General features: G+C 68.1%; 23 protein-coding genes and 1 riboswitch. Of the genes, 12 read left to right on the top strand and 11 right to left on the bottom strand.

The features are described from left to right. Positions 1-9: 9 nt before the first annotated feature. The 5 genes from xerC to AC6LKG_RS17805 are packed head-to-tail and all read right to left on the bottom strand — an operon-like array spanning position 10 to position 4,479. On the bottom strand, positions 10-1,011 hold the full coding sequence (xerC, locus tag AC6LKG_RS17825; RefSeq protein WP_498166376.1) for a tyrosine recombinase XerC: 1,002 nt from the start codon (positions 1,009-1,011) through the stop codon (positions 10-12). A 7-nt stretch (positions 1,012-1,018) separates the two neighbouring features. Then, positions 1,019-1,696: a DUF484 family protein gene (locus AC6LKG_RS17820; RefSeq protein ID WP_498166374.1), complete on the bottom strand. Its 678-nt coding sequence runs from the start codon at positions 1,694-1,696 to the stop codon at positions 1,019-1,021. 4 nt (positions 1,697-1,700) lie between these two features. Next, positions 1,701-2,612, bottom strand: coding sequence for a diaminopimelate epimerase (gene dapF, locus AC6LKG_RS17815; RefSeq protein ID WP_498166372.1), 912 nt, complete (start codon positions 2,610-2,612; stop codon positions 1,701-1,703). Positions 2,613-2,671: 59 nt separating this feature from the next. Next, positions 2,672-3,562 carry a lysophospholipid acyltransferase family protein gene (locus AC6LKG_RS17810; RefSeq protein ID WP_498166370.1) on the bottom strand — a complete coding sequence of 297 codons (891 nt, stop codon included), beginning with the start codon at positions 3,560-3,562 and terminating at the stop codon, positions 2,672-2,674. Between the two features lie 50 nt (positions 3,563-3,612). Further along, positions 3,613-4,479, bottom strand: a complete 867-nt coding sequence (locus tag AC6LKG_RS17805; protein WP_498166368.1) for a lysophospholipid acyltransferase family protein — start codon at positions 4,477-4,479, stop codon at positions 3,613-3,615. Between the two features lie 276 nt (positions 4,480-4,755). On the opposite strand from AC6LKG_RS17805, the gene metK reads away from it, so the two are divergent. Continuing rightward, positions 4,756-5,919 carry a methionine adenosyltransferase gene (metK, locus tag AC6LKG_RS17800; protein ID WP_498166367.1) on the top strand — a complete coding sequence of 388 codons (1,164 nt, stop codon included), beginning with the start codon at positions 4,756-4,758 and terminating at the stop codon, positions 5,917-5,919. Between the two features lie 65 nt (positions 5,920-5,984). Here the strand turns inward: metK and AC6LKG_RS17795 are convergent, their stop codons facing one another. Both AC6LKG_RS17795 and AC6LKG_RS17790 read right to left on the bottom strand, forming a co-directional pair. Continuing rightward, a complete protein-coding gene (locus tag AC6LKG_RS17795; protein ID WP_498166366.1) occupies positions 5,985-7,412 on the bottom strand; it encodes an amidase in 1,428 nt (475 codons plus the stop codon). Between the two features lie 81 nt (positions 7,413-7,493). Then, a complete protein-coding gene (locus AC6LKG_RS17790; RefSeq protein WP_498166364.1) occupies positions 7,494-8,798 on the bottom strand; it encodes an MFS transporter in 1,305 nt (434 codons plus the stop codon). 77 nt (positions 8,799-8,875) lie between these two features. Between AC6LKG_RS17790 and AC6LKG_RS17785 the strand changes: the two genes are divergently transcribed. Further along, positions 8,876-9,886 carry an Lrp/AsnC family transcriptional regulator gene (locus AC6LKG_RS17785; RefSeq protein ID WP_498166362.1) on the top strand — a complete coding sequence of 337 codons (1,011 nt, stop codon included), beginning with the start codon at positions 8,876-8,878 and terminating at the stop codon, positions 9,884-9,886. Positions 9,887-9,920: 34 nt separating this feature from the next. Here the strand turns inward: AC6LKG_RS17785 and AC6LKG_RS17780 are convergent, their stop codons facing one another. Genes AC6LKG_RS17780 through AC6LKG_RS17770 form a run of 3 tightly spaced genes read right to left on the bottom strand, consistent with a single transcriptional unit; the run spans position 9,921 to position 14,496 of the window. Then, the gene (locus tag AC6LKG_RS17780; protein WP_498166360.1) at positions 9,921-12,407 is read right to left on the bottom strand and encodes a branched-chain amino acid ABC transporter ATP-binding protein/permease; all 2,487 of its coding nucleotides are present in this window, start codon (positions 12,405-12,407) and stop codon (positions 9,921-9,923) included. Beyond that, complete coding sequence (locus AC6LKG_RS17775) at positions 12,407-13,285, bottom strand: branched-chain amino acid ABC transporter permease (protein WP_498166358.1); 879 nt, start codon at positions 13,283-13,285, stop codon at positions 12,407-12,409. The genes AC6LKG_RS17780 and AC6LKG_RS17775 overlap by 1 nt, the downstream gene beginning before the upstream one ends. Positions 13,286-13,302: 17 nt before the next feature. After that, positions 13,303-14,496, bottom strand: coding sequence for an ABC transporter substrate-binding protein (locus AC6LKG_RS17770; protein WP_498166356.1), 1,194 nt, complete (start codon positions 14,494-14,496; stop codon positions 13,303-13,305). Positions 14,497-14,692: 196 nt separating this feature from the next. Between AC6LKG_RS17770 and AC6LKG_RS17765 the strand changes: the two genes are divergently transcribed. The 3 genes from AC6LKG_RS17765 to AC6LKG_RS17755 are packed head-to-tail and all read left to right on the top strand — an operon-like array spanning position 14,693 to position 17,076. Next, the gene (locus tag AC6LKG_RS17765; protein WP_498166354.1) at positions 14,693-15,643 is read left to right on the top strand and encodes a polysaccharide deacetylase family protein; all 951 of its coding nucleotides are present in this window, start codon (positions 14,693-14,695) and stop codon (positions 15,641-15,643) included. Between the two features lie 37 nt (positions 15,644-15,680). After that, positions 15,681-16,451 (top strand): GntR family transcriptional regulator, encoded by a 771-nt coding sequence (locus AC6LKG_RS17760; RefSeq protein WP_498166352.1) that lies wholly within the window; start codon positions 15,681-15,683, stop codon positions 16,449-16,451. Between the two features lies 1 nt (position 16,452). Then, positions 16,453-17,076, top strand: coding sequence for a flavin reductase family protein (locus AC6LKG_RS17755; protein ID WP_498166350.1), 624 nt, complete (start codon positions 16,453-16,455; stop codon positions 17,074-17,076). A gap of 19 nt (positions 17,077-17,095) precedes the next feature. Here AC6LKG_RS17755 and AC6LKG_RS17750 read toward each other — a convergent pair whose 3' ends face one another. Beyond that, on the bottom strand, positions 17,096-18,019 hold the full coding sequence (locus AC6LKG_RS17750) for a LysR family transcriptional regulator (protein WP_498166348.1): 924 nt from the start codon (positions 18,017-18,019) through the stop codon (positions 17,096-17,098). Positions 18,020-18,150: 131 nt separating this feature from the next. On the opposite strand from AC6LKG_RS17750, the gene AC6LKG_RS17745 reads away from it, so the two are divergent. From AC6LKG_RS17745 to ahcY, 7 genes are all read left to right on the top strand, one after another. Then, on the top strand, positions 18,151-19,134 hold the full coding sequence (locus tag AC6LKG_RS17745; RefSeq protein WP_498166346.1) for a tripartite tricarboxylate transporter substrate binding protein: 984 nt from the start codon (positions 18,151-18,153) through the stop codon (positions 19,132-19,134). A 60-nt stretch (positions 19,135-19,194) separates the two neighbouring features. Then, complete coding sequence (leuC, locus tag AC6LKG_RS17740; RefSeq protein WP_498166344.1) at positions 19,195-20,616, top strand: 3-isopropylmalate dehydratase large subunit; 1,422 nt, start codon at positions 19,195-19,197, stop codon at positions 20,614-20,616. Beyond that, on the top strand, positions 20,613-21,251 hold the full coding sequence (leuD, locus tag AC6LKG_RS17735; RefSeq protein ID WP_498166343.1) for a 3-isopropylmalate dehydratase small subunit: 639 nt from the start codon (positions 20,613-20,615) through the stop codon (positions 21,249-21,251). The genes leuC and leuD overlap by 4 nt, the downstream gene beginning before the upstream one ends. Before the next feature lie 29 nt (positions 21,252-21,280). Next, complete coding sequence (locus tag AC6LKG_RS17730; RefSeq protein ID WP_498166341.1) at positions 21,281-22,174, top strand: alpha/beta fold hydrolase; 894 nt, start codon at positions 21,281-21,283, stop codon at positions 22,172-22,174. Between the two features lie 199 nt (positions 22,175-22,373). Next, on the top strand, positions 22,374-22,610 hold the full coding sequence (locus AC6LKG_RS17725) for a DUF1289 domain-containing protein (protein ID WP_198486325.1): 237 nt from the start codon (positions 22,374-22,376) through the stop codon (positions 22,608-22,610). Between the two features lie 117 nt (positions 22,611-22,727). Further along, a complete protein-coding gene (locus AC6LKG_RS17720; protein WP_498166340.1) occupies positions 22,728-23,768 on the top strand; it encodes a glycosyltransferase family 4 protein in 1,041 nt (346 codons plus the stop codon). 66 nt (positions 23,769-23,834) lie between these two features. Next, positions 23,835-23,970, top strand: a riboswitch (S-adenosyl-L-homocysteine riboswitch). Positions 23,971-24,070: 100 nt separating this feature from the next. Next, the gene (gene ahcY / locus AC6LKG_RS17715; RefSeq protein WP_498166338.1) at positions 24,071-25,489 is read left to right on the top strand and encodes an adenosylhomocysteinase; all 1,419 of its coding nucleotides are present in this window, start codon (positions 24,071-24,073) and stop codon (positions 25,487-25,489) included. Positions 25,490-25,504 lie beyond the last annotated feature (15 nt).

Raw genomic sequence — 25,504 nt, 5'->3', positions numbered from 1 at the left:
CCGCTGGTCTCAGGATTTGCGGCCAGCGCGCGGATGCGCCTGGTCGTAGGCGCGCGCCAGGTGCTGGAAGTCGAGCCGGGTGTAGATCTGGGTAGTGGAAATGTTGGCGTGGCCCAGCATTTCCTGCACCGCGCGCAGGTCCTGGGCCGACTGCAGCACATGGCTGGCGAAGCTGTGGCGCAGCACGTGCGGATGCACATGGGTCGGCAGGCCGGCGGCTTGCCCAATATGCGCCAACTGCAGTTGCACAACGCGCGGCGAGATGCGCCGCCCGCGCATGCCCAGGAACAGCGCCGCGGCATCGTCGGGCGATGCCGATGGCGGCGCCAGTTGCGGCCGCGCCGCGATCCAGCGGCGCAGCGCCGCCACGGCGGCCTGGCCGACCGGAACCGAGCGGCGCTTGCCGCCCTTGCCCAGCACGATGACCTCGGCCTCGTCCAGATTGAGCCAGCCACGCGATTCATGGTCGGGCGAGCGCGTATAGCGCAGGTCCAGCCCGACCAGTTCCGACAGCCGCAGCCCGCTGGAATACAGCAATTCGAACATGGCCTGGTCGCGCAGCGCGGCCGGTTCGGTCGCCACCCGGGCCGGCGCGCGATCGAGCAGGGCCTGGGTCTGTTCCACCGACAGGGCCTTGGGCAGGCCGCGCGGCGCTTTCGGGGCGCGCACGCCGGCCACCGGATTGCCGGCCAGGCCGATGCCAGGCGCCCACCATTGATAGAAGCCGCGCCAGGCCGCCAGTGTGCGCGCCAGGCTGCGCGGGCCGCGGCCCTGGGCGTGCAGCCGCGCGACGAACTGGCGGATATGGCCATTGCCGAGTTGCTCGAGTGGCAGTCGGACGCGGCTGGCCAATTCGTGCAGAAAGCGCAGTTCGCGTCGGTAGCCGTCCAGCGTGTGGGGAGAGTAGCGGCGGTTGCTTTCCAGATGGCGCAGCCAGGCGGCCATCGGGTCGGGCAGGGGAGTGTCCGGCGCCGGGTCCCGCGTGGCCTGTTCCGGGGCTCCCGTGCTCATGGTTCGATCAGGCCTTGGGCGCGGCCGGATTCAGCCGGTGCAGCGCGGCCGAGGCCAACTGGCCGATGGATTCGAGGAACGCGGTGCCCATGTCGGGCGTGAAGCGTTCGGCATCGTCCGAGCCCAGCACCAGCAGGCCGACGCTGGCGCCATCGGCTTGCAGGCGCAGCGGCACCAGCGCCAGCGACTTGGGCTTGGCATCCAGCCAGGCGGCGGCTTCGAAGCCGGTGTCGGTGCCGCAATACGGTGTCTTCAGGCTGTCGGTGAAGGTGCGCACGTCCTGGCTGGTGGGTTCGCCGTAGCCGGTTTCGGGCAGCTCGGGCAGGTTCCACAGGCGCAGCGCCACGTGGTTGATCTCGAACTGTTCGGCCAGGCCCAGCGCGATTTCGCCGGGCACGAGCTGCGGGTCCGGTTCGGACAGCAGTCGGCAGCACCACTTGGAGATGTGGCTGCCGATGGTTTCGTTGGCGGTGGCGTTGCGCACCAGTTCATTCAGGCGCCATTCGAGTTCGCGGTTGCGTTCGCGCAGCGTGAGGATCTGGCGCTCGCCCAGCGAGATGGCGCGCGAGCCATGCGGATGCGGCACTTGCAGCGTGGCGAAGACGTCCGCGTGCTGGTCGAAGAAGCCGGGGTGTTCCTGCAGGAACGTGGCGATGTCCTGGGCGGTGAAAGCGGTATCGGTCATGGGTTCAGCGGTTCAGCGCCATGGAAAAAACGAGCTTGTCGATATCGACCTGGCCCGTGAAAACGGATTCGGCCGGTCCGGTCATGCGTAGCTGTTCGCCATCCCAGGCGATGGTCAGCACGCCGCCGCGCGTCTGCACGCGCACCGGCGAGTCGAGCAGGCCGCGGCGGATGCCCGCCGCCACCGCGGCGCAGGCGCCGGTGCCACAGGCCAGCGTTTCGCCGGCGCCGCGCTCGTGCACGCGCAGGCGGATATTGTGGCGATCGACGATCTGCATGAAGCCGGCGTTGACGCGGCGGGCAAAGCGCGGATGGGTTTCGATCAGGGGGCCGACGATGGCGACGGGCGCGGTATCGACGTTGTCAACCACTTGCACCGCGTGCGGATTGGAGATGGCCACGGCCGACAGCGCCACCGTGCGCGGCAGGCCGGCGGGCACGTCGAGTTCGAGTTCCCACAGGGTGTCGCTGCCTTGGTTGCGCGCGGCCAGGCCGGCGGTGTCGAAGGGCAGGGCGACCGGGTCGAAGCGGGTACTGCCCATGTCGACCGTGACCTGCTCGTCGTCGCCTTCGTCCAGCACCAGGATGCCGGTGGCGATCTCGGCGCGCAGCGGGTTGCGGTCGGACAGGCCCTGTTCGTGCACGAAGCGCACGAAGCAGCGCGCGCCGTTGCCGCAGTGTTCGACTTCGCTGCCATCGGCATTGAAGATGCGATAGCGGAAGTCGGCGTCGGGCCGGGTGGCGCGTTCGACCAGCAGGATCTGGTCGGCGCCGATGCCGAAGTGGCGATCGCCGAGGGCGCGGGCGCGCTCGGGCGTCATGTCGATGGCCTGGCGGACCCCGTCCAGGACGACAAAGTCGTTGCCCGCGCCATGCATTTTGGTGAAGTTCCAGTTCATCGGACGATTATCGCCCATTCTGGCCGGGGACACCGCGATGGCGCCGCCAGTCTTGGCCCGCCAGGCCGGCCGTCGCTTCAGTAGATCTTGGGTTCGCCCGGCGGGCGCGTCTTGAAGCGGCGGTGCACCCAGTAATACTGGCTGGGGCAGCGGCGCACCCAGGCCTCCAGTTCGCGGTTCAGGCGCGCCGTGGCTTCCTCCAGGGAATCGTCGCCGGGGAAGTTTTCCAGCGGCGGCAGCACCTCGGCGTGGTAACGGCCGGTTTCCGGATTCCAGAAGTCCAGGATCGGCAGCACCGCCGCGTCCCACTTCTTGGCCAACTGGGCGGTAGCCAGCAGCGTCGCCGCCTGGATGCCGAAGAATGGCACGAACACCGCGCCCTGGCGGCCGAAGTCCATGTCGGGCAGGTAGTACACCGGCCGCGGCGCGCGCAGGTGGCGGATCAGTTCGCGCACGCCGTCCTTGCGGCTGACCAGGAACACCTCGTTGAAGCGGGCGCGGCCAGCGGCCACCACGGCGTCGATGTGCGGATCGCTTTGCGGCGTGTACATGGTGGCGGCGCTCGGCACTTCCATGGTGAGCCGGGTGGCGGCCGCGTCCAGGCCGATGAAGTGCGGCGCCAGCAGGATCACCGCGCGGCCCTGGGCGGTCAGGTCGTTGATGCGTTCGGCGCCGCTCTGCGTGACCAGGTCCTTGATGGCTTCGGGGGTGCCGTACCACAGCACGCCCCGGTCGACGATGGATTGCGCCAGCGCCCGGAAATGCTCGCGCACCCAGCGTTCGCGCACTTCCTCGGGTTGGTCCGGGAAGCACAGCTCGAGATTGCGGCGCACAATGCGGGTGCGCGATTTGGCCAGGCGCATGGCCAGCCAGCCGAGGGTGGCGCCGATGCGCAGCCGGGTGGCAGGCCGCATGCGGCCGAACCATTTCAGCAGGTTGACCAGCGTGCGCGTTTTCGATTCGTTCATGGGCGGGTTCAGGGGGGGCGTGAGACCAGGGCGGAGGGGGAGCAATGGCGTCAGCGGGACGCGGCGGCCGTGTCCTCGGCGGGCGCGGGCGGGGCGCCGCGCGGGGTCTTGTAGCGGTTGTAGCTCCAGAGATACTGCTGCGGACAGCGGCGGATCAGCGTTTCCATGGCGGCATTGAGCAGCGCGGCCTGGGCCTGCGGGTCGGCCGGCAGCGGCTCGGGCACCCGCACGTAATGGATGCGCCAGCCGCGGCCGCCCGGCAGGCGTTCGCCGGCGGTCAGGATGATCGGCACGCCGGTCTGGGTGGCGAGCTTGCCGGGCAGGGTCATGGTATAGGCCATGCGTCCGAAAAATGGCGCCCAGACGCCGTCGCCGACGCCCGGCGCCTGGTCCGGCAGCATGCCGACCGATTCGCCGCGCCGCAGGGCGCGCACGAATTCCCGCACGCCTTGCATGGTGGCGGGCACGGCATTGACGGCCGAGCTGTTGCGCGCGGTTTCGAGCAGCGGCGCCAGGATGTCCTTGCGCGGCGGGCGGAACATCACCGTCATGGGCATCAGGCGAGCCAGGTAGCGCGCGGTGATCTCGAAACAGCCCAGGTGCGGGGTCAGGAACAGGATGCCGCGGTTCTCGGCGCGGGCGGCCTCCACCACCGCGTTGTCGTCCGAGACGACCTGGGCCAGGCTTTGTTCATTGCGAAACCAGACCCGCGGCATTTCCAGGATCATGGCGCCGGCCTCGCCCGCCGCGCGCCGGGCAAAGGCCGGCTCGGGATAGCCCGCCTGCGCCGCATTGGCCTGCAGGCGGCGCCGGTACTTGCCCGGAAACGCATACGCGGCGCGGCCAAGCAGGCGTCCGAGCGCGTGCGCGACGGGCAGGGGCAAGGAGGCGAATAGGCGAAATAGGACGAGCAGCATGCGGCAAATGAGCGATATCGGGCATGGTGATGCCGGTGCTCGCGGGAAAGACCCCACCCCCGGCACAAGCATAAGACCGACATTTTCGCTTAAAATCGCCCTGTCGCCGAGTTAACCGACAACTTGCGGGGCGACGGCAAGGTCACGACGCGTCATGCATCGCTTGCCAAATCCGCTAAAGCGTCGCGCCCAGATCAGCGTATCTCACGCATTCCGGGGTGCAACGCGCCTCGTGAACCTATGCTCCGGCCATGCCGGACACCAAAGGACGCATCTGTGGCCAACAACGACTTTCTCTTCACCTCCGAGTCCGTTTCCGAAGGGCACCCCGACAAGGTCGCCGACCAGGTTTCCGACGCGATTCTGGACGCCATCTTCACCCAGGACCCGAACGCCCGCGTGGCGGCTGAAACCCTGTGCAACACGGGCCTGGTCGTGCTGGCCGGTGAAATCACCACCACCGCCAACGTCGACTACATCCAGGTCGCGCGCGACACGATCCGCCGCATCGGCTACGACAACACCGAGTACGGCATCGACTACAAGGGTTGCGCGGTGCTGGTCGCCTACGACAAGCAGTCGCCCGACATCGCCCAGGGCGTCGACCGCAGCTCGGAAGACTACCTGAACCAGGGCGCGGGCGACCAAGGCCTGATGTTCGGCTATGCCTGCGATGAAACGCCCGACCTGATGCCGGCTCCGATCTGGTACGCGCACCGCCTGGTGCAGCGCCAGAGCGAACTGCGCAAGGACGGCCGCCTGGCGTGGCTGCGTCCCGACGCCAAGTCGCAAGTGACTTTCCGCTACGTCGACGGCCGCCCGGCCGAAGTCGACACCGTGGTGCTGTCCACCCAGCACGCGCCGGAAGTCTCGCAGGAGACCATCCGCGAGGCCGTGATCGAAGACATCATCAAGCCCAGCTTCCCTGACGGCCTGATCACGCCCAAGACCAAGTTCCTGGTCAACCCGACCGGCCGCTTCGTCATCGGCGGCCCGCAAGGCGATTGCGGCCTGACCGGCCGCAAGATCATCGTCGACACCTACGGCGGCGCTTGCCCGCACGGCGGTGGCGCGTTCTCGGGCAAGGATCCTTCCAAGGTCGACCGTTCGGCCGCCTACGCCGCCCGCTACGTGGCCAAGAACATCGTGGCCGCCGGCCTGGCGCGCCAGTGCCAGGTGCAGGTCAGCTACGCCATTGGCGTGGCCGAGCCCATCAACATCACCGTCTACACCGAAGGCACCGGCGTCATCCCCGACGACCAGATCGCCAAGCTGGTGCGCGAGCACTTCGACCTGCGTCCGAAGGGCATCGTCAACATGCTGGACCTGCTGCGCCCGATCTACACCAAGACCGCCGCGTATGGTCACTTCGGCCGTTCCGAGCCGGAATTCTCGTGGGAAGCCACGGACAAGGTCCAGGCCCTGAAGAAGTCCGCCTGATCCTCCCCGTTTGGCAAGACGCCCCTGCATGCAGGGGCGTTTTCTTTTGGACGGCGTCGGCCGGGTCAGAGGTTCCAGGCCGAGAGGTCGGGTGTGCGCATGACTGGCGCCAGGATGCGTTCCAGCGCCGCGGCGCAGTCCAATAGCGCGGCATCGGCGCCGGCGGGCGCCAGCAATTGCGCCGCCATCGGCATGCCGTCGGCATCGAACCCGGCCGGCAGCGCGATGGCCGCCGCGCCCAGGAAGTTGGCGGGACGCAACAGCCTGCCCAGGCCCGCGTGGCGCACGTCGGCAGTGTCCAAAGCCTGGGCGGCCTGGTCGCAGGCCGGCATCAGCAAGGCATCGACCCCTTGCATGGCGGCCGCGAACGCGGCCATGTCCGTCTGCCGCCGTTGCAGCGCGGCAGCGTAGTCGGCCGGCGCGATGCGACCGCCGGCGGCGATGCGCGCGCGCACGACTTCCCATAGCGGCTGCGCCGGGTCCTCGGCCAGGTGGCCGAAATGGCGGTAGGCCTCGTAGGCCAGCACCAGCGAGTTGTCGTCCGCCATGCGCGCGAACGACAGCGACGCCGGCGGATGCCAGGTCGCGGGCGAGACGCCGGCCTGGTCCAGTCGTTCCTGCGCCTCGTGCCAGATCCGCAGGCCCTCGTCGGCCAATGCCGCGGGCCAGGCCTGTGGCGCCAGCGCCGCGATGGCGCCTGCGCGGCGCGGGGCCGGACGCCGCAGCGCGGCGATGCTGGCGGCGGAGACGTCCAGCGTGGCGACATCGTCGATGTCCGGACCGGCCAGCACCTGCGTCAACAAGCGTGCATCGGCCACGCTGCGGGCGATTGGGCCCAGCACATCCAGTGTCTCGGACAGCGGCAGGCAGCCGGCCCGGCTGATGAGGCCCGAGGACGGCTTGTAGCCGACCACGCCATTGAGCGCCGCGGGCGCGCGCACCGAGCCGCCGGTATCGCCGCCCAGCGCCAGCGGGGCCAGGCCCGTGGCCACCGCGACACCGGCGCCGCTGGACGAGCCGCCGGGCGCGCGCGGGATGGCCGCGTCCCAGGGATTGCGGGCGGTGCCCTGGGTCGGGTTCTGGCCCGACAGGCCGAACGCGAATTCGGTCATGCGGGTCTTGCCCAGGATCACCATGCCCTGCGCCGCCAGGCCGCGCACGGCGGTGGCGGTTTCATCGCTGACCACGCCGCGGCGGGTCTGCGAGCCGCCGCTGGCGGTGGTGCCGGCCCATTGCACACTGTCTTTCACTGCGACCGGCACGCCGTGCAGGGGGCCCATCGAGATGCCGGCGGCCAGCAGGCGGTCCGCGGCATCGGCCTGGGCCAGCGCGCGTTCGGCGGTGACTTCACTGTAAGCGGCCAGGGCCGGCGCACGCTCGATGCGGTCCAGGAAATGGGTGGTGACCTGGCGCGAACTCAGCTCGCCCGCGTGGATGGCGCGGGCGAGTTCGCGGGCTTCTCGGAAATGCAGGGCGATATCTTGGTCTGGCATGGCTCTCACGAAAAGGAAAAGCTCTCCGGTCCTGGCAGAACCGGAAAGCGTCGATGCGGGGCGTCAGGGCCTGGGCGGGTCTTACTTCAGCGATTGGCCGCGGGTCTCGGGCATGCGGATGAAGGTGATCAGCGTGATCACGGCGCCGGCCAGCACGTAATAGAAGAACCAGCGCTCCATGCCCTTGCTTTGCAGCCAGGTCAGCAGGTAGGGCGTGGTGCCGCCCAGCAGCGCCACGACCAGGTTGTACGGGGTGCCGATACCGACGGCGCGCACGCTGGTGGGGAATTGCTCCGACATGATGGCCGGCGCGATCGACGTGTACATGGCGTACAGCACCAGGCCGAACAGCTCCACGGCAAGGATCGAGCCGAACGACGGGCCCAGCGTGGTCATCAGCGGGTAGAAGAACACCAGGTAGCCGGCGGCGAAGAAGATCAGTTGCGGCTTGCGGCCGATGCGGTCGGACAGCATGCCAAACACCGGCTGCACCAGCATGAAGACGATCAGCGCGACAGTGTTGGCGGCGAACGCGACCTGCGGATCGGCCTTGACCTGGCGGATGGCGTAGGTCGGCACATAGGCCACGAAGATGTAGAAGGCGAAGGTCGTCAGGATCGAGAAGCCGACGATGCGCAGAACCTCGCGCGGGTGCTCGCGCAGCAGGGTGCGCAGCGGCTGTTTTTCGACGCCGGCCTTCTTGGCGTGCGAGAACGCCTCGGTTTCCGGGATCGCTCGGCGGATCCACATGCCGGCCAGGCCGCCCAGCGCGCCCAGGAAGAACGGGATGCGCCAGCCCCAGTCGGCCATTTCGGCCTTGGTCAGGGTGGAGGTCAGCAGCCAGCCCACGGCGGACGCGGCCAGGATGCCCACGGCGGCGCTGAAGAAGACAAAGCTGGAATAGAAGCCGCGCTTGTTGGGGGGCGCCATTTCCGCCAGGAAGGTCGTGGCCGAGGCATACTCTCCGCCCAGCGACAGGCCCTGCAGCAGGCGCGCCGCGGTCAGCAGCAGCGGGGCGGCCAGGCCGATGGTGGCGTAGGTCGGCGTGACGGCGATGATCAGCGAGCCGCCGGCCATCATCAGGATGGTCAGGCCCAGCGCGGCCTTGCGGCCGTAGCGGTCGGAGAAGATGCCGAGCACCCAGCCGCCGACCGGGCGCATGAAGAAGCCGACAGCGAAAATGCCGAAGGTCGCCAGCAGCGCGGCGGTTTCATTGCCCTCGGGGAAGAACTGCTTGGAGAAGAAGATGGCGAATGACGCATAGATGGTCCAATCGAACCATTCCACCGCATTGCCTACACTACCTGCCAGAATCGTGCGGGCGCGCGACACGGGCGCGGCGTTTGCCCCCTGCGCGGCGCGCAGGGTTGCGGAAGGGGTACTCATAAGGGCCTCGGAATTTATTTTTGGTCAAAAAAAACCAGAAATTTTTGTATTTTTATCAATTCTCGAACGTTAGATTAATGAATATGGTCACGTCAAGTAAGGGTAAGTCCCTAACGCCGTCGCTCGATGACACCGATCTGGCCTGCCTGATGGCCTTGCAGGCGGACCCGCGCGCCTCCTGGCGCGAACTGGGCGCGGCCACGGGCATTGCCGAGCGCACCGTGGCCCGGCGTATCAAACGCTTGATGGATGCAGATGCCTTGCGCGTCATCGCCGAGGCCGATCCGCTCGCCACCGGACGCGGCGTGGTGCTGCACGCCTGGGTGCGCTGCCGCTCGGGCCGGGTGGCCGAGGCGGCCGAGGCGCTGGCGCGGCTCGGTGCCACGCAACTGGTGGTGACCCTGGCGGGCAGGGCCGACCTGATGGCTGAACTGACCCTGGCGGACGCGGCCGACATGCCCGACGTGGTGACCCGGGTACTGCCCTCGATCGAGGGGGTCGAGCAGGTGGAGGCGCGGCTGGTGCTGCGGCCTTTCCGCCGGGCCGGCCAATGGCGCATCCAGGCCGATGGCGCGTTGCCTGCCGGGCCGGAACCCGCTTTGGCACAGCCGCCGGTGGCGTTGACCGAGCCCGAGCAGCGCATCGTTGCCCACCTGATGCGCGACGGGCGTGCCAGTCTGGCTGAATTGGCCGCGCAGGCCGAGGTCAGTGAGCCTACCGCCCATCGCCTGTTGCAGCATCTGGTGGAGCGGCGCGCATTGAGTTTTCGTGTGGAGGTCGAGCCGGCCCTGGTGGGCTTTCCCGTCGAGGCGGTGATCTCGGTGCAGGTGCGGCCGCAGGCGGTCGACGCGTTGGCGGCCCACTTGGCGTTGGACCCGAACACGCGCTGTCTGTTCGGCACCAGTGGCGCCTCTCAGTTGTTCTGGCACGTGCTGTGCCGCGACAGCCTGCACCTGTGGGACGTGGTCACGCGCCGGCTCGGCGAACTCGATGGCGTGTTGGCAAGTGAGGTCAGCGTGGTGATGCGCGCCTACAAGCGTTGCGGTATCGTGCGCGCCGGCGCGCGGCTGGGCGCCGAGGCGGCGTGAGCCGCCGCTCGCCCGCGGCGCCCGCCGGACCTCACTAGGCGCCCAGATAGGCGCGCGCCAGCGCGCCGTTCGCGGCGATCTCGCGCGCAGGGCCCTGGGCGGCCACGCGGCCGGACTCGAGTACGTAGGCGCGATCGGCCAGTGACAGGGCCAGCGCCGCCATCTGGTCCACCAGCAGGATCGTCATCGACTCGGTCCGCAACTGGTCCAGCGCCTCGAACAGTTCGTCGATGACCTTCGGCGCCAGCCCCAGCGACGGTTCGTCCAGCAGCAGGATCACCGGCTTGGACATCAATCCGCGGGCGATCGCCAGCATCTGCTGTTCGCCACCGGACAGCAGGCCGGCGCGCTGGTGCAGCCGCTCGCGCAGGCGCGGAAAGCGCGCCAGCATTTCCTGCACCCGCGCTTCGCGGTCCGCGGGGTGCAGGAAAGCGCCCAATCGGATGTTGTCCAGCACGCTCAGATCCGCGAATACCTGGCGTCCTTCGGGTACCAGAACCAGGCCGCGCGCCACGATGCGGTCGGCGCTCAAGCCCTGCAATTCCTGCCCCTGCAGGTGCATGCCGCCTTGCGCCGGACGATGCAGGCCGGCCAGGGTGCGCATCAACGTCGACTTGCCGGCGCCGTTGGCGCCCAGCAGCGCCACCATTTCACCCTGGCGCACTTGCAGGTCGATGCCATGCAATACCGGATTGGCGCCGTAGCCGGTGGTCAGGTTGCCCACGCCCAGCACTTCCGGCGCGATACCGGTGGCGGGGCGGGCGCGTGCCGCCGGCGCCTGCCGGGCCGCATCGTCGCCCAGATAGGCTTGCCGCACCGCATCCGATTGCTGGATGTCGGCGGGACCGCCCTGTGCCAATTCGCGTCCCGCGTCGATGGCGACGATGTGGTCGGATACGCCCATCACCAATGCCATGTCGTGCTCCACCAGCAGTATCCCGGCGCCGGCTTCGGCGATGCGTCGCAGCAGCGCCGCCAGCCGTGTCTTGTCTTCGCGCGACAGGCCGGCGGCGGGCTCGTCCATCAGCAGGATGTCGGCATCGGTAGCCAGTGCGCGGGCGATCTCCACCAGGCGCCGGTCGACGTGCGCCAGATCGGCGGCGGGCGCGTCCAGTGCGCCTTCGTAGCCGCAGAAGGCCAGCAGTGCGCGGGCCCGCTCGCGGGCGTCTGACGACAGATAGCGACGCGCGGCCAGCAGTCCGCCCAGCCGCCCGCGCAGTGCGCCGAGCGCGACGTTGTCTTCCACGCTCAGGGTGTCGAACAATTGCGATGTCTGGTAGGTGCGGGCAATGCCCGCGCGCGCCACGCGGTACGCGGGCAGGCGCGCCAGGGGCGCGGTCCCCAATACAACCCGGCCGTCGGTCGGCTGGTAATAGCCGCTCAGCATATTGATGACCGTGGATTTGCCCGCGCCGTTGGGGCCGATCAGCGCAGTAACGGCGGCCGGCGCGACCTGGAAGGACACGCCTTGCACCGCGCGCACGCCGCCGAAAGTCATCGTCAGTGCCTCGGCGCGCAGGGCGCGGCGAGTCCGGCCCGAGGCCGCCAGCGTGCCCTGGCTCGGCGTCAGCCTTGGAGTCGCGCGGCGCCGCTGCCAGCGCGCCAGCAGGCCGGCGGCGCCATCGGGCGCGGCCCACAGCACGACCAGCAGAAAGGCGCCGAAGAACAGCAGGCGGTATTCCTCCAGGCTCGACAGCATTTCGGGCAGCAGGCCGACCACCACCGCGCCCAGCAGCGGCCCGGCCAGCGAGCCCGCGCCGCCGATCGTCACGGCCAGCACGAACAGGATCGACTGCATGAAATTGAAGTTATGCGGCGTGATCATACCGGCCTGCGACGCGTACAGGCCGCCCGCCAGCCCCACCACCGCCGCCGACACCATGAATGCCATGGCCTTCACCAGCAATGGATTGATGCCGATGGATTCGCTGGCGGTCTCGCTGTCCTTGACCGCGCGCATCGCCGCGCCCCAGGTGCCGCGCGCCAGCAGCGCATAGCCGCCCAGGGCCGCGAATACCGCCAAGATTGCCAGCATCGCCACGCCGCGATCGCCGCCCAAGGCGCCGAGGGCCGGCTGCGCGATGCCCATCAAGCCATTCTGCCCGCCGCTGATTTCGCCTCCTTCGATCAGGGCGTGTTCCACGATGAAGCCGAAAGCGATGGTGATCATCGCCAGGTAAGGCCCCTGTACCCGCAGCGCGGGAACCGCCAGCAGCAATCCAAACGCGCCCGCCACCAGTGCCGCGGCCGGCCACGCCAGCCAGAAGCTCCAGCCGGCCTGGCCGGTCAGGATCGCCACCGTGTACGCGCCGATGGCGTAGAAAGCGGCGTGGCCGAAAGACATCTGCCCGGTCAGCCCCAGCAGCACGTTCAGGCCGATGCCGGCCAGCGCCAGCAGCGCCACATTGCCCAGCACGAAAACGTAGTACCCGTTCACCGTGGCCGCCAGTGCCAGGCTGGCGATGGCCAGCAGGGCATAGGCGGCCACGGCCGGCCGCCAGGCCGCATTTCGCTTCTGCATCAGACTTTCCTCACCGCGGCGCGGCCGAACAATCCATTTGGGCGCATGGCCAGGATGGCGATGACCAGCGCGAAGCTGATGATCTGGGTGTAGCCGGAGCCCAGCGCGACCGTGATCAATGCTTCGGCCACGCCGAACAGCAGGCCCGCGATCATTACGCCCCAGGCGCTGGTGATGCCGCCCAGGATGGCGACCACGAAGGCCTTCAGTCCGAACAGCGTGCCCATGTCCGCCTGCACGTTGAACAGGGGCGCGACCAGCGCGCCGGCCACGCCCGCGAACAGGGTCGAGACGGCAAAGGCCGCCATGATGGCGCGCCGCACCGGAATGCCCATCAGGCGCGCCGCGTTCGGGTTCTGCACCACCGCCAGCAGCGCCACGCCCCAGCGGGTGCGGCGCGATAGCGCGTGCAGCGCCGCGGCCAGCGCCAACCCCACCAGCGGAATCAGCAACTGCAACGGATAGATGCCCAGGCCCAGCCCGCCGATTTCCACCGGCGCCTGCGCCAGGGGCGAAGGCAGGCTGCGGGGCTCCTTGCCGAACGTGAACATCACCACGTTGTCCAGCACGATGCCCAGCGCCACCGTCGACATCAGCCAGGCGTTCGAGCCGCGGCTGGCGAACGGGCGCACCGCCAGCCGCTCGACCACCAGGCCATAAAGGGCGCACAGCGCCATCGCCGGTGGCAGCGCCGCCAGCAATGGCCAGCCCAGCGTCTGTGCGAAGGTATAGGTCAGCACCGCGCCCAGCATCATGGAACTGCCCTGGGCGAAGTTGACCGTGCCGGACACGGCGTAGGTCAGATAGAAGCCCAGAGCCATCAACCCGTACATGCTACCCAGGCCCAGGCCGCTGACGATGGCGGACATCCACAGCATGCGTCTCTCCCGTCCGGCTACTGCTGCACGCCCTTGACGGGCAGGATGCGGTTGTCGACGAAGTGGGTCCATACGTAGTCATCTTCGCGCAGGGCATCGTGCGAGGCCGGCGTGAAGGGCTGTTCATAGGTCTTGATCAGACCCTCGTACTTGCCGATCTTGTAGAAGCCCTGGCGCACCGCGTCGCCGTCGGTCGAGCCGGCCTGCGCGATGGCCAGCGCCGCCAACTGCATGCCGTCATAGGCGTTCGCCACGCCCACGGCCGGGGTGATGTCCTGCGGTCCCTTGATATCGGAGTACTTCGTCTTGAGCGCCTGCATCACCTTTTCGCCCACCGGGCCAAGCTTGCCGAAGAAGCTGTAGGTCTGCACGAAATGCACATTCCTGGCATTGGGGCCGGCCAGTTCGGTGAAGCGGCCGCCGGCGGGTCCCCAATGCGACACCACCGGCACTTTCCAGCCCATGCGGTCCAGCGACTTCACCACCTGCGCCGATGGCCCCACGTTGCCCACCATGAACAGCGTATCGGCGCCGGCCGCCTTCAGGCGGCTCAGTTGCGGCGTCACGTCCAGGTCGTTCGGCTGGAATTTCTCGACGCCGGCCGGGGTCATCCCGGCGGTCGCCAGCGCCGCGGCCAGGCCCTTCTCGTTCGATTCCCCCCAAGGGTTGTTCACCAGGATCATGCCGGGCTTGGCGCTCTGGAAGGTCTTGCGGGCGTACTGCACCATGGCGCTGTCGACGATCTCGTCCATCGCCGAGACGCGGAACACGAAATTGGGGTTGCCCTTGTTGTGGGTGATCGCGGTGCCCGCGGCCCAGGGGCCCATGAACGGCACCTTCTCCTGGTTGACGATGGGCACGATCGCCATCGACACCGGCGTGTCCAGGCCACCGAACAGCACCGCCACCTTTTCCTTGTAGATCAGCTCGCGCGCTGCGGCCATGCCCTTGGCCGGGTTGCCTTCGTCATCGCGGCGCACCAGCACGATCTGGCGGCCGCCGAGCAGGCCGCCCTTGGCGTTGATCTCGTCGATGGCGATGCTCATGCCGCGCGTCAAGGCCTCGCCGGCGCGTGCCGATTCACCCGACAGGGCGGTGATCAGGCCGATCTTGATGGGGTCGGCGGCCAGCGCGGGTTGCGCGGCCAGGCCGGCCGCGAACAGGGCGGCGGCGGTGGCGCGGAGCATGAAGGAACGGCGGGTCGGGCGCATGGGGCACTCCTGGAAAAGTGGAATGGATCTTGCATGGGTCAAGTGCTGCTGCCGTTCCCGATGCAAGATCCATGCCACCCGCGCCAGGGAGGCTCACCGTAGGGGGAATCCGGCGGTTTGTCGACGTTGATAGGCTAATTTTGTTCTCAAAAACCAAGATTTTTGTTCACAATCATGCATCAGGATTTGCACCAAAATGAATCCATCCCAGCTTCAAAGCACTAATGCGGGGCGTGCCGCGCCCTGGTCGCCGGCGCCGCTGGCCGGCCACGACCGTTTTGCCTACCAGCCTATTTCGGGCCGCCCTGACTACCTATGGCCGAACGGAGCGCGCCTGGCCGTCTACCTGGGGTTCAACATCGAGCATTTCGCGTTTGGCGAAGGGTTGGGCGCGGAGCTGGGGCCCGCGTCGCCGCACCCCGACGTGCTCAATTACGCCTGGCGCGAGTATGGCAACCGGGTCGGCGCCTGGCGCTGCCTGGAGCTGTTCGACGCCTTGGCGCTGCCGGCCGCCGCGTTGATCAATACCGCGCTGTACGACCATTGCCCCGAGCTGGTCGATGCCTGCCTGGCGCGCGGCGATGAGTTGATCGGCCATGGGTACAGCAATGCGCATCGCCAGGGTGGGTTGGCAGAAGCCGAGGAACGCGCGCTGCTGCAACACTGTCGCGACCGCATCTGCCGCCATGCCGGCCAGGCGCCCGCCGGTTGGCTGTCGCCCTGGATTTCGGAAAGCCGCGCCACCCCCGATCTGCTGGCGGAAACCGGATATCGCTATACGCTGAACTGGTGCCATGACGACCAGCCCACGCGCATGCGCACCCGGTGCGGCGACCTGTGGGCGATTCCGTATCCGCAGGAGTTGAATGACATCCCCATGATCATGGGCCGCAAGATGGACGCGCGCGACTTTGCCGATATGATTCTCGACCAGTTCGAGGAAATGCGGATGCAGGCGCGGCGCCAGCCGCTGGTGATGGGCATCGCGCTGCATCCGTATATCGTCGGCCAGCCCTACCGCCTGCGGCACCTGCGCCGGGCGCTGGCGCCGCTGGCGGCCGCGCGCGACCGTGGCGAGATCTGGTTCGCCACCCCGGGCGAGATCTGCCGCCATGTCGATGCCCTGGCACCGGCGCTGGTCCCTTGAATGCCGCCTTTTTTCCACGCTGCCACCGAGTTCCGCCATGTCCAGCCGCCGCCCCGCCCAACCCAGCGCCAAAGCCGTCCCCGCGCGTCGCCGCGCCATTGCCGTTGCCGCGCCCGACGACGCGGATGACACGGCGCCCGATGCCGATATGGAACGCCGCATCTGCGAAGCGGTCTACGAAAGCGTCATGAGCCAGCGGCTTACGCCCGGCACCAAGCTGCCTGAGGCGGCCCTGTGCGAAATCTTCGGGGTATCGCGCTCGGTCGCGCGCAAGGCCCTGCAGCGGCTGGCGCACGAGCACGTGGTGGATCTGCACCACAATCGCGGCGCGGTGGTCGCCGAGCCCACTCCCGAGGACACCCGCCAGATCTTCCAGGCGCGGCGGGCCCTGGAGGCGGCCCTGTTGCCGCTGGCCGCGGCCCGCGCCACCAAGGCCGACTACGCCTCGCTGCGCAAGCAACTGCGCGACGAACATGCCTTGCTGCATCGCGCCGGCCAACCGGCCTGGGCGCGCCAGGCCAGCGCGTTTCACGTGCGCCTGGGCGAGCTGTCCGGCAATGGCATCCTGCATGGCTACCTGGCCGAGCTGGTGTCGCGCTGCTCGCTGATCGTGGCGCTGTACGAACCGCCCGGCAACGCCGCCTGCGAGCATGGCGAGCACGTGCAGATCGTCGACCTGATGGAGCGCGGACAGGTGGCCGAGGCCGTGAAGATCAACGACAACCATCTCGCGGACCTGGAGCGGCGCATCAGCCTGGAACGCCCGCAGCCCGCCCAAACCCTTGCCCAGATGCTGGGACTGGCCTGACATGGACATCGACTTCGATTCAATCACCGAATACCAGCGCTACAAGCTCATGGCGAGCCTGATCGTGCCACGCCCCATCGCGCTGATCACCACGCTGTCCGAGACCGGCGTGGTCAACGCCGCGCCCTTCAGCATGTTCAACATGCTGGGCGAGGACCCGCCCATCGTCATGGTCAGCATCAACCGCCTGGACGACGGCAATCTGAAGGACACGGCGCGCAACATCGCGCGCGACCGCGAATTCGTGGTGCACCTGACCGACGAGGCCATGGCCGAGAAAATGCACCGCTGCGGCGATCGCCTGCCGGCCGACGTCAGCGAGTTGGCGCACGCCGGCCTCGACGCCGCGCCCAGCCATCGGGTCGCGCCGCCACGCATCGCGCAGGCGCCGGTGGCGTTCGAATGCACGCTGTTCGAGACGCTGGAAACCGCCAGCCGCCAGATCTTCATCGGCCAGGTGCGCTGGCTGCATGCGCGCGACGGCCTGATCGATACCGAAACCTGGCGTGTGCGGCTGCAGGACTATTTCCCGGTGGGTCGGTTCGGCGCCAGTTTCTACGTCACCACCCGCGATCGCTACGCCATTGGCGACGCGCCCGCCAGCACCGCCATCGACGAGATCTGAACGCCGTCCGGCCGCGGTTTCACCAGACCGCGGCCTGCGAGCCCGGCGCGCGCAGATGGCGGGCGAAGCGTTGCGCCACGAAGTCGACGAACGCCACCGTCTTGGCCGGCAGGTTCAGGCGTTCCGGGTATAGCACGTGGATGTCGGCCGGCGGCGTCGCCCATTCGGGCAGTACCTGGCGCAAGCGGCCGGCGCGCAGCAGGGCGGCGGTTTCCCATTCCGAACGCATGACGATGCCGTGGCCGTCCAGCGCCCATTCCAGCGCGCTCTGGCCGTCATTGGAGCTGACCGGCCCGCGCACCTTCACGGTTTCGGCGCGGGCGCCGGATTCGAGCCGCCAGGTGCCATACGCGACGTCGTTCTCGCGCACCACGATGCAGCGATGGCGCTGCAATTCACCCGGGGCGCGCGGTTCGCCGTAGATATCCAGGTAGCGCGGCGACGCGCACAGCAGGCGCCGGTTGGACGCGATCTTGCGCGCGGTCAGGCGCGCGTCGGGCAGATCGCCAAAGCGCACCGCAACGTCGAACCCCTCCTCGATCAGGTTCAGGGGCCTGTCGGTCAGGCGCAATTGCACCTCGACTTCCGGATACTGCCGCGCGAAATCCGAGACCGCCGGCGCCACATGGGCGCGGCCGAAACCGAAGGTCGCGTTCAGGCGCAGCAGCCCTTGGGGCTGGGCGCGGCTGCTGGACACCGAGCGTTCCAGCGCTTGCAGGTCGGCCAGGATGCGGCTGCCTTCGGCCAGATACAGCTCGCCTTCCTGCGTGACGCTGACGCGCCGGGTGCTGCGATTGAGCAGCCGCACGCCCAGGCGCTGCTCCAGCTTGGCCAGCCGCGTGCTGACCGCCGGCGGCGTCAGGCCGAGTTCGCGCGCCGCCGCGGACAGGTTGCCGTGCTTGACCAGCAGCGAAAAGAAGGCCAGATCGGAAAGGGCATCCATGGCGTTATTTATAAATCATATTTAATAAAGATTTATAGAATTCACCCATTATAAGAATCTACACGGCTTATACACTGGGTTCGCCGATACCAGAGCCGCCCGACGCGGCCATCTACAAGGAGACCCCACCCATGAAAAGCCCGCACCTGCTGCGCAGCCTCTGCGCGCTGGCCGCCGCCGCATCCTGCTGGATGGCGCCGGCCACGGCCGCCGAGGCCTTCCCGCAGCGCCCGATCACGCTGATCGTGCCCTTCGCACCCGGCGGCAGTGTCGATATCGCCGCCCGCCTGATTTCCGACGCCTGGGGCAAGGCACTGGGCCAGAGCGTGATCGTGGAGAATCGCGCCGGCGCGTCCGGAAACATCGGCATGGCCGCCGTGGCCCGCGCCGAGCCCAACGGCTATACGCTGGCCATCAACACCATGTCGCTGGCGATCAACCCGGCGCTGTTCCGAAATATGCCGTTCGACACCGCGCGCGACCTGCGCTCGGTCGGCACGGTGGGCACTTCGCAGCACGTGCTGACCGTGTCGCCATCGCTGCCGGTGAACAACGTCAAGGAACTGCTTGCCTATATCCGCGCCCGCCCCGCCAACGAACTGAGTTTCGGCTCCGCCGGTACCGGCAGCACCTTTCATATGGCCGCCGAACTGTTCAAGTCGGTTTCGGGCACGCAGATCCTGCATGTGCCCTACAAAGGCGGCGGTCCGGCCATGGTCGACACCATCAGCGGCCAGGTGCAGATGAGCTTCCCGGTGCTGTCGGCGGCCAAGCCGCAGGTGGACGGCAAAAAGCTCAAGGCGCTGGGCGTGACCGGCACCACGCGTTCGCCGTTGTTGCCGGACGTGCCCACCATTGCCGAGTCGGGCCTGCCGGGCTATGCCTTCACCACCTGGTTCGTCGTCAGCGCGCCTTCCGGCACCCCGCAGGCTGTGGTGGACAGCCTCAACGCCAAGTTGGCGCAGGCGCTGCAATCGCCCGAATTGTCCGCGCGCATGCGCCGCGAGGGTTTCGATCCGCTCATCTCCACGCCGACCCGGACCGATGCCATGGTCAAGGCCGAGATGACGCGCTGGGCCGGTGTCGTCAAGGACGCAGGCATCGAGGCCAACTGAGGTCCAGGGATCCGCCGCGCCCGTGTGGGCGCGCGTCTTTTATCGCAAGGAAGCATCGACATGCCCGGCATGACGCTATATGACAAACTGGTGGCGAGCCATACCGTGGCCCGCATCGACGACGAGCACATCCTGCTGTACGTGGATCTGCACATCATGAACGAATACACCAGCCCGCAGGCTTTCAGCGGCCTGGCCGCGCGCGGCCGCCAGGTGTTGCGGCCGGGCCAGCAGATGGCGGTGGTGGATCACATCATCCCCACCCATCCGGTGCCGGCCGCGCTGCGCGTGATTCCCGACGAGGCCTCGTCGCGTCAGGCGCGCAACCTCAAGCGCAATTGCGGCGAGCAGGGCATTGCGCTGTTCGACACCACCGATCCGCTGCAAGGCATCGAGCACGTGATCGCGCCCGAGCTCGGCATGGTTTTGCCGGGCATGGTGGTGCTGTGCGGCGACAGCCATACCACGACCTACGGCGCGCTGGGCGCGCTGGGCTTTGGCGTCGGCACCTCGGAAGTCGAGCACATTCTGGCGACCCAGACGCTGGTCTACCGCGTGGCGCGCAACATGCGCATCCGCATCGACGGCCGGTTGCCGGCGGGCGTGTCGGCCAAGGACCTTGTGATCTACGTGGTGCACCGCATCGGCGCGCAGGGCGCGCGCGGCCATGCGGTCGAATACTGCGGCAGCGCCATCGACGGCCTGTCGGCCGAAGCCCGCATGACCCTGTGCAACATGACGGTGGAAGCCGGCGCTCGCGCCGCGCTGATCGCGCCCGACGCCACCACCGACGCCTATGTCGCCGCCCATGCCCGGCACCTGGACACCGCGGAACTGGCGCAGGCGCGGGCCTATTGGGCGACCCTGCATTCGGACTCCGATGCGGTGTTCGACGCCGGGCATGTCTTCGATGCCGCGCACATCGCGCCCTTCGTGACCTGGGGCACCAGCCCCGACCAGGCCATGCCGGTCACCGGCACCGTGCCCGATCCTCACGCCGAGTCCGATGCCCTGGCGCGCCTGGCGCTCGAGAAGGCGGTGGAATACATTGGTCTGCAACCGGGCGCGCCGATCGCCGGCGTGCCTGTCGACCGGGTCTTCATCGGCTCGTGCACCAACGGCCGCCTCGAAGACTTGCGTGTGGTTGCGGACCTGGTGCGCGGCCGCAAGGTGGCCGGCGGTGTGCGCGCGATGGTGGTGCCGGGCTCGGGCGCCGTGCGCGCGCAGGCCGAGGCCGAGGGCATTGCGGCCACGTTGATCGACGCCGGTTTCGAATGGCGTCAGCCCGGCTGTTCCATGTGCCTGGCGATGAACGATGATGTGCTGAGTCCTGGCGAGCGTTGCGCTTCCACCACCAACCGCAACTTCGAAGGCCGCCAGGGGCGTGCCGGCCGCACCCACCTGATGAGTCCCGCCATGGCCGCGGCCGCCGCGCTGGCCGGCCGCATTGTCGACGTGCGCGGCCTGGAGCAAGCGCCATGAACCAGGTCATCCGCGGCGTGGCCGCGCCCCTGCCGTATTCCAATCTGGACACGGACCAGATCATGCCCAAGCAGTTCCTGCGCATCATCGACAAGGCCGGCCTGGACCGTGGCCTGCTTTATGACCTGCGCTTTGACGCCGACGGCGCGCCGCGACCCGACTGCGTGCTGAACCAGCCCGCCTACGCCGGCGCCTCGGTGCTGGTGGCCGGGCCCAATTTCGGCTGCGGCTCCAGCCGCGAGCACGCGGTCTGGGGCCTGATGCAGTTCGGCATCCGCGTCGTCGTGGCTGCCAGCTTTGGCGAGATTTTCTACTTCAATGCCCTCAACAACGGCCTGTTGCTCGTGAGCCTGCCGCCTGCCGAGGTCGACGCCTTGCTGGCGCGGATATCCAACAGGGCAGGCAATCCCGTCGAGATCGATGCAATGGCCGGCACGCTGCGGGCCGCCGACGGCTGGACCGCGCGCTTCGACCTGCCGGCGCGCCATCGCCGCATGATCGCGCAGGGACAGGATCTGGTCGGCGCCTCGCTGCAACAATTGCCGGATGTGGAACACTTCGAGACTGTCCACTGGACCCGGCATCCCTGGATGAAAGACGTGGCGCGCCGCGTGCGCGACCGGCTCGGCCAGTGAACGCCCCAGACTGAGAGGCACAGACCGCAATGACCGCTTTCTTCGATCTTCCCGTGCGCCGCCACGAGGTCAACGGCATCCACATCGCCGCCCGCATCGGCGGCTCGGGCCCGCCCCTGCTGCTGCTGCATGGCCACCCGCAGACCCACGCCATCTGGCACCGGGTCTGGCCGGAGCTGACGCGCCGTCATACCTGCGTGGCGGCCGACCTGCGCGGCTATGGCGACAGCGACAAGCCGGGCGCCACGCCGGACCACGCGGCGCATTCCAAGCGCGCCATGGCCGCCGACATGGTGGCGCTGATGCGCGCCCTGGGGCATGAACGCTTCGACATCCTGGCCCATGATCGCGGCGCGCGCGTCGCGCACCGGCTGGGCCTGGACCATGCCGACGCGGTCGGGCGCATGATGCTGCTGGACATCGCGCCCACGCTGGACATGTACGAAAACACCACGCGTGCCTTTGCCCAAGCCTATTACCACTGGTTCTGGCTGATCCAGCCCGCGCCCATGCCGGAGGCCATGATCGAACGCGACCCGGTGTTTTACCTGCGTTCGGTGATGGGCGGCCGGCCCGGCGGGCTGGCGCATTTCTCCGACGAGGCGATGGCCGAATACGAACGCACGGCGCGCCTGCCGGGCTGGGCCACGGGTATCTGCGAGGACTACCGCGCCTCCGCCACGCTGGATCTGGAGCACGACCGCCAGGGCCGCGCGGCCGGCGAACGCCTGCGCATGCCGCTGCGCGTGCTGTGGGGCGAGCGCGGCGCGGTGGGGCGCAATTTCGATGTGCTGGGGTTGTGGCGGGCAGTGGCCGATGAGGTCGACGGCAGGCCCTTGCCCGGCGCCCACTACCTGGCCGAAGAAACCCCCGACGCGTTGCTGGGCGAGGTGTCCGCGTTTTTCGGCTGGGATCGGAAATAGGGGGCAAAGGCGCCGGGGCCGGTGTGCTTCGGAAGCATGGCCCGGCACCCCTGATTGGCCTGTGCAGCGCGCTTCCGTCGCTTGCCTCCCCATGTGGCCTGGGTCTGGATGCGGGCGCATTCCGGCGCTGTCAATCAAGGCACGGCGGGCGATAGGGCTATCCAAAAAGGGACGCACCGCTGGTGGTAACCTTCGGCCCATGAATGCCTCTTTTGCCGATCTGACCGAGTTGCCCGAGCCCGAGGATGCGCAGCGCGCCTTCCGGACCTCGGATTCGCCGTGCGTTGCCGTGTGTTCCACGCTGTTCGACGATATCTGCAGGGGTTGCGGCCGCACCGCCATGGAAGTGGCCAACTGGGTCTTCATGACGGAAGAGGAAAAGCGCGAGGTCTGGATCCGCATCAAGGCCCAGGGGTATCCGCGCCGCAACAACTAAGGGCCGGACAAGGCGCCATGCCAGGCGCGCGGCCGGCCGCCGGCCATGTCGGCCGCGGTCTTGAGGGTGTCATATGCCGCGGGCTAAATCGCGCTATTGCCCACTTCCGGCCCCATCATGCGCATCGTCCTGGTTACGGATGCCTGGCATCCGCAAGTCAACGGCGTCGTCCGCACCTGGACGACCATGCAGCAGATTCTCACCGATTGGGGCCACGAGCTGATCGTGGTAAATCCCCAGGGCAGCCGTACCGTGCCGGCCCCCTCGGAGCCTGATTTGCGGCTGTGCCTGCAGCCCGGGCGGCAATTGCGCCGCATCCTGGGCGATATCGTGCCCGACGCGCTCCACATTGCCACCGAAGGCCCGCTGGGCCTGGCGGCGCGGCGCATGGCGCTGGCGCGCGGCTGGCGTTTCACCACCTCGTTCCATACGATGTTCCCTGACTACCTGCAGGCGCGCATGGGCATCCCCGCCGCGCTGCCGTGGCGCTTCCTGCGCTGGTTCCACCGGCCGTCGCAATGCGTGCTGGTGCCCACGCCGACCGTGCGCGACATTCTGGTGCGGCGCGGCTTCGCCAATCTGCGCATCTGGTCGCGGGGGGTTGATCCGCGCAAGTTCCAGCCCACTGCGGGCCAGGTCTTCCAGGACCTGCCGCGTCCCGTCTTCCTGTCGGTCGGCCGGGTGGCGCGTGAGAAGAACCTGGATGCCTTCCTGTCGCTGGACCTGCCCGGCAGCAAGGTGGTGGTGGGCGCCGGCCCCGACGAGGCGCGGCTGAAAAAGCGCTTTCCCGAGGCGGTGTTCCTGGGCATGCAGAACGATGACGCCTTGCCGGCGCTATACGGCGCGGCCGATGTCTTCGTGTTTCCCAGCCTGACGGACACCTTCGGGCTGGTGATGCTGGAGGCCATGGCCTGCGGCACTCCGGTGGCGGCGTTCCGCAGCGAGGCGCCGCTGGCGGTGGTGACGCAAGGCGTCACCGGCTTCCTGGACGACGATCTGGCCCACGCCTGCCGCGCGGCGCTGCCGCTGGATCGGCATGCCGTGCGCGAACACGCCCTGACACGCAGTTGGGACGCCGTGGCCTCGGACCTGCTGGCCTCGCTGGTGCCGCTGACACCCGGCGCCGAGCTGGCGCGGCCCCTGGCGCAAGCGGGTTGACGGCCCCGATCCGACATTGCACGCCGGGCTTTCCACCGCGTGGGCCAAACCGGTACAATGCCCGACAATCCTGAGGAGCGTTGCGACGACCTTGCGGTTCCCGTCATGCTGCATGATCCGCGGAACCCGGTTCGCCAGGCTCAGGAATCCTTGTTCAAGCGCCGTGCCCCGCACGGCGCTACAGCAACGGCGCTCACCTTTGTCGCGTACGGCGGAAAAGGCGAGCACTCGATTGTCGTGGTGGTTTCGCGTTGTCCGGCCGTATCGTGCGCCGTTCGTCATTCACGTGGAGCCTACACACCATGAACGCTGTCACCGATAAATCCTTCTCCGACTACATCGTCGCCGACCTGTCGCTGGCAGGCTGGGGCCGTCGCGAGCTGGCCATCGCCGAAACCGAAATGCCCGGCCTGATGGCCATCCGCGAAGAGTTCGCCGCCAAGCAGCCGCTCAAGGGCGCCCGCATCGCCGGCAGCCTGCACATGACCATCCAGACCGGCGTGCTGATCGAAACGCTGGTGGCGCTGGGCGCCGAAGTGCGCTGGGCCTCGTGCAACATCTTCTCGACCCAGGACCACGCCGCCGCCGCCATCGCCGCGTCAGGCACACCGGTCTTCGCCGTCAAGGGCGAAACGCTGGAAGAATACTGGCAGTACACCCACAAGATCTTCGAATGGCCCAATGGCCAGAACGCCAACATGATCCTCGACGACGGCGGCGACGCCACGTTGATGCTGCACCTGGGCACCAAGGCCGAGAAGGACATCTCGGTGCTGGCCAACCCCGGCAGCGAGGAAGAGCGCGTGCTGTTCGCCGCCATCAAGCAAACGCTCGAGCGCGATCCGAAGTGGTACTCGACGCGCCTGGCCCTGATCAAGGGCGTGACCGAGGAAACCACCACCGGCGTGCACCGCCTGTACCAGATGTCGCAGAAGGGCGAGCTGGCCTTCGCCGCCATCAACGTCAACGACTCGGTCACCAAGTCCAAGTTCGACAACCTGTACGGCTGCCGCGAATCGCTGGTGGACGGCATCAAGCGCGCCACCGACGTGATGGTCGCCGGCAAGATCGCCGTGGTCGCCGGCTACGGCGACGTGGGCAAGGGTTGCGCCCAGGCGCTGGTTGCCCTGCGCGCCCAGGTGTGGGTCACCGAAATCGACCCGATCTGCGCCCTGCAGGCCGCCATGGAAGGCTTCAAGGTCGTGACCATGGAAGAGGCCGCTGCCCACGGCGACATCTTCGTCACCGCCACCGGCAACTACCACGTCATCACGCGTGAGCACATGAACGCCATGAAAGACCAGGCGATCGTCTGCAACATCGGCCACTTCGACAACGAAATCGACGTCGCCAGCCTGGCCGACTGCAAGTGGGAAGAGATCAAGCCGCAGGTCGACCACGTCATCTTCCCGGACGGCAAGCGCATCATCCTGCTGGCCCAGGGCCGCCTGGTGAACCTGGGTTGCGCCACCGGCCACCCCTCGTTCGTGATGTCGTCGTCGTTCGCCAACCAGACCATCGCCCAGATCGAGCTGTTCACGCGCAACGACGCCTACAAGTCGGGCGAAGTCTACGTGCTGCCCAAGCACCTGGACGAGAAGGTCGCGCGCCTGCACCTGAAGAAGCTGGGCGTGAACCTGACCACGCTGCGCAAGGACCAGGCCGACTACATCAGCGTGCCGGTCGAAGGTCCTTACAAGCCGAATCACTACCGCTACTGATGCTTGTAGCAAAAT

The sequence above is a fragment of the Achromobacter sp. 46006 genome, assembly GCF_059761975.1.
This window is presented reverse-complemented; position numbering and strand designations above follow the sequence as displayed.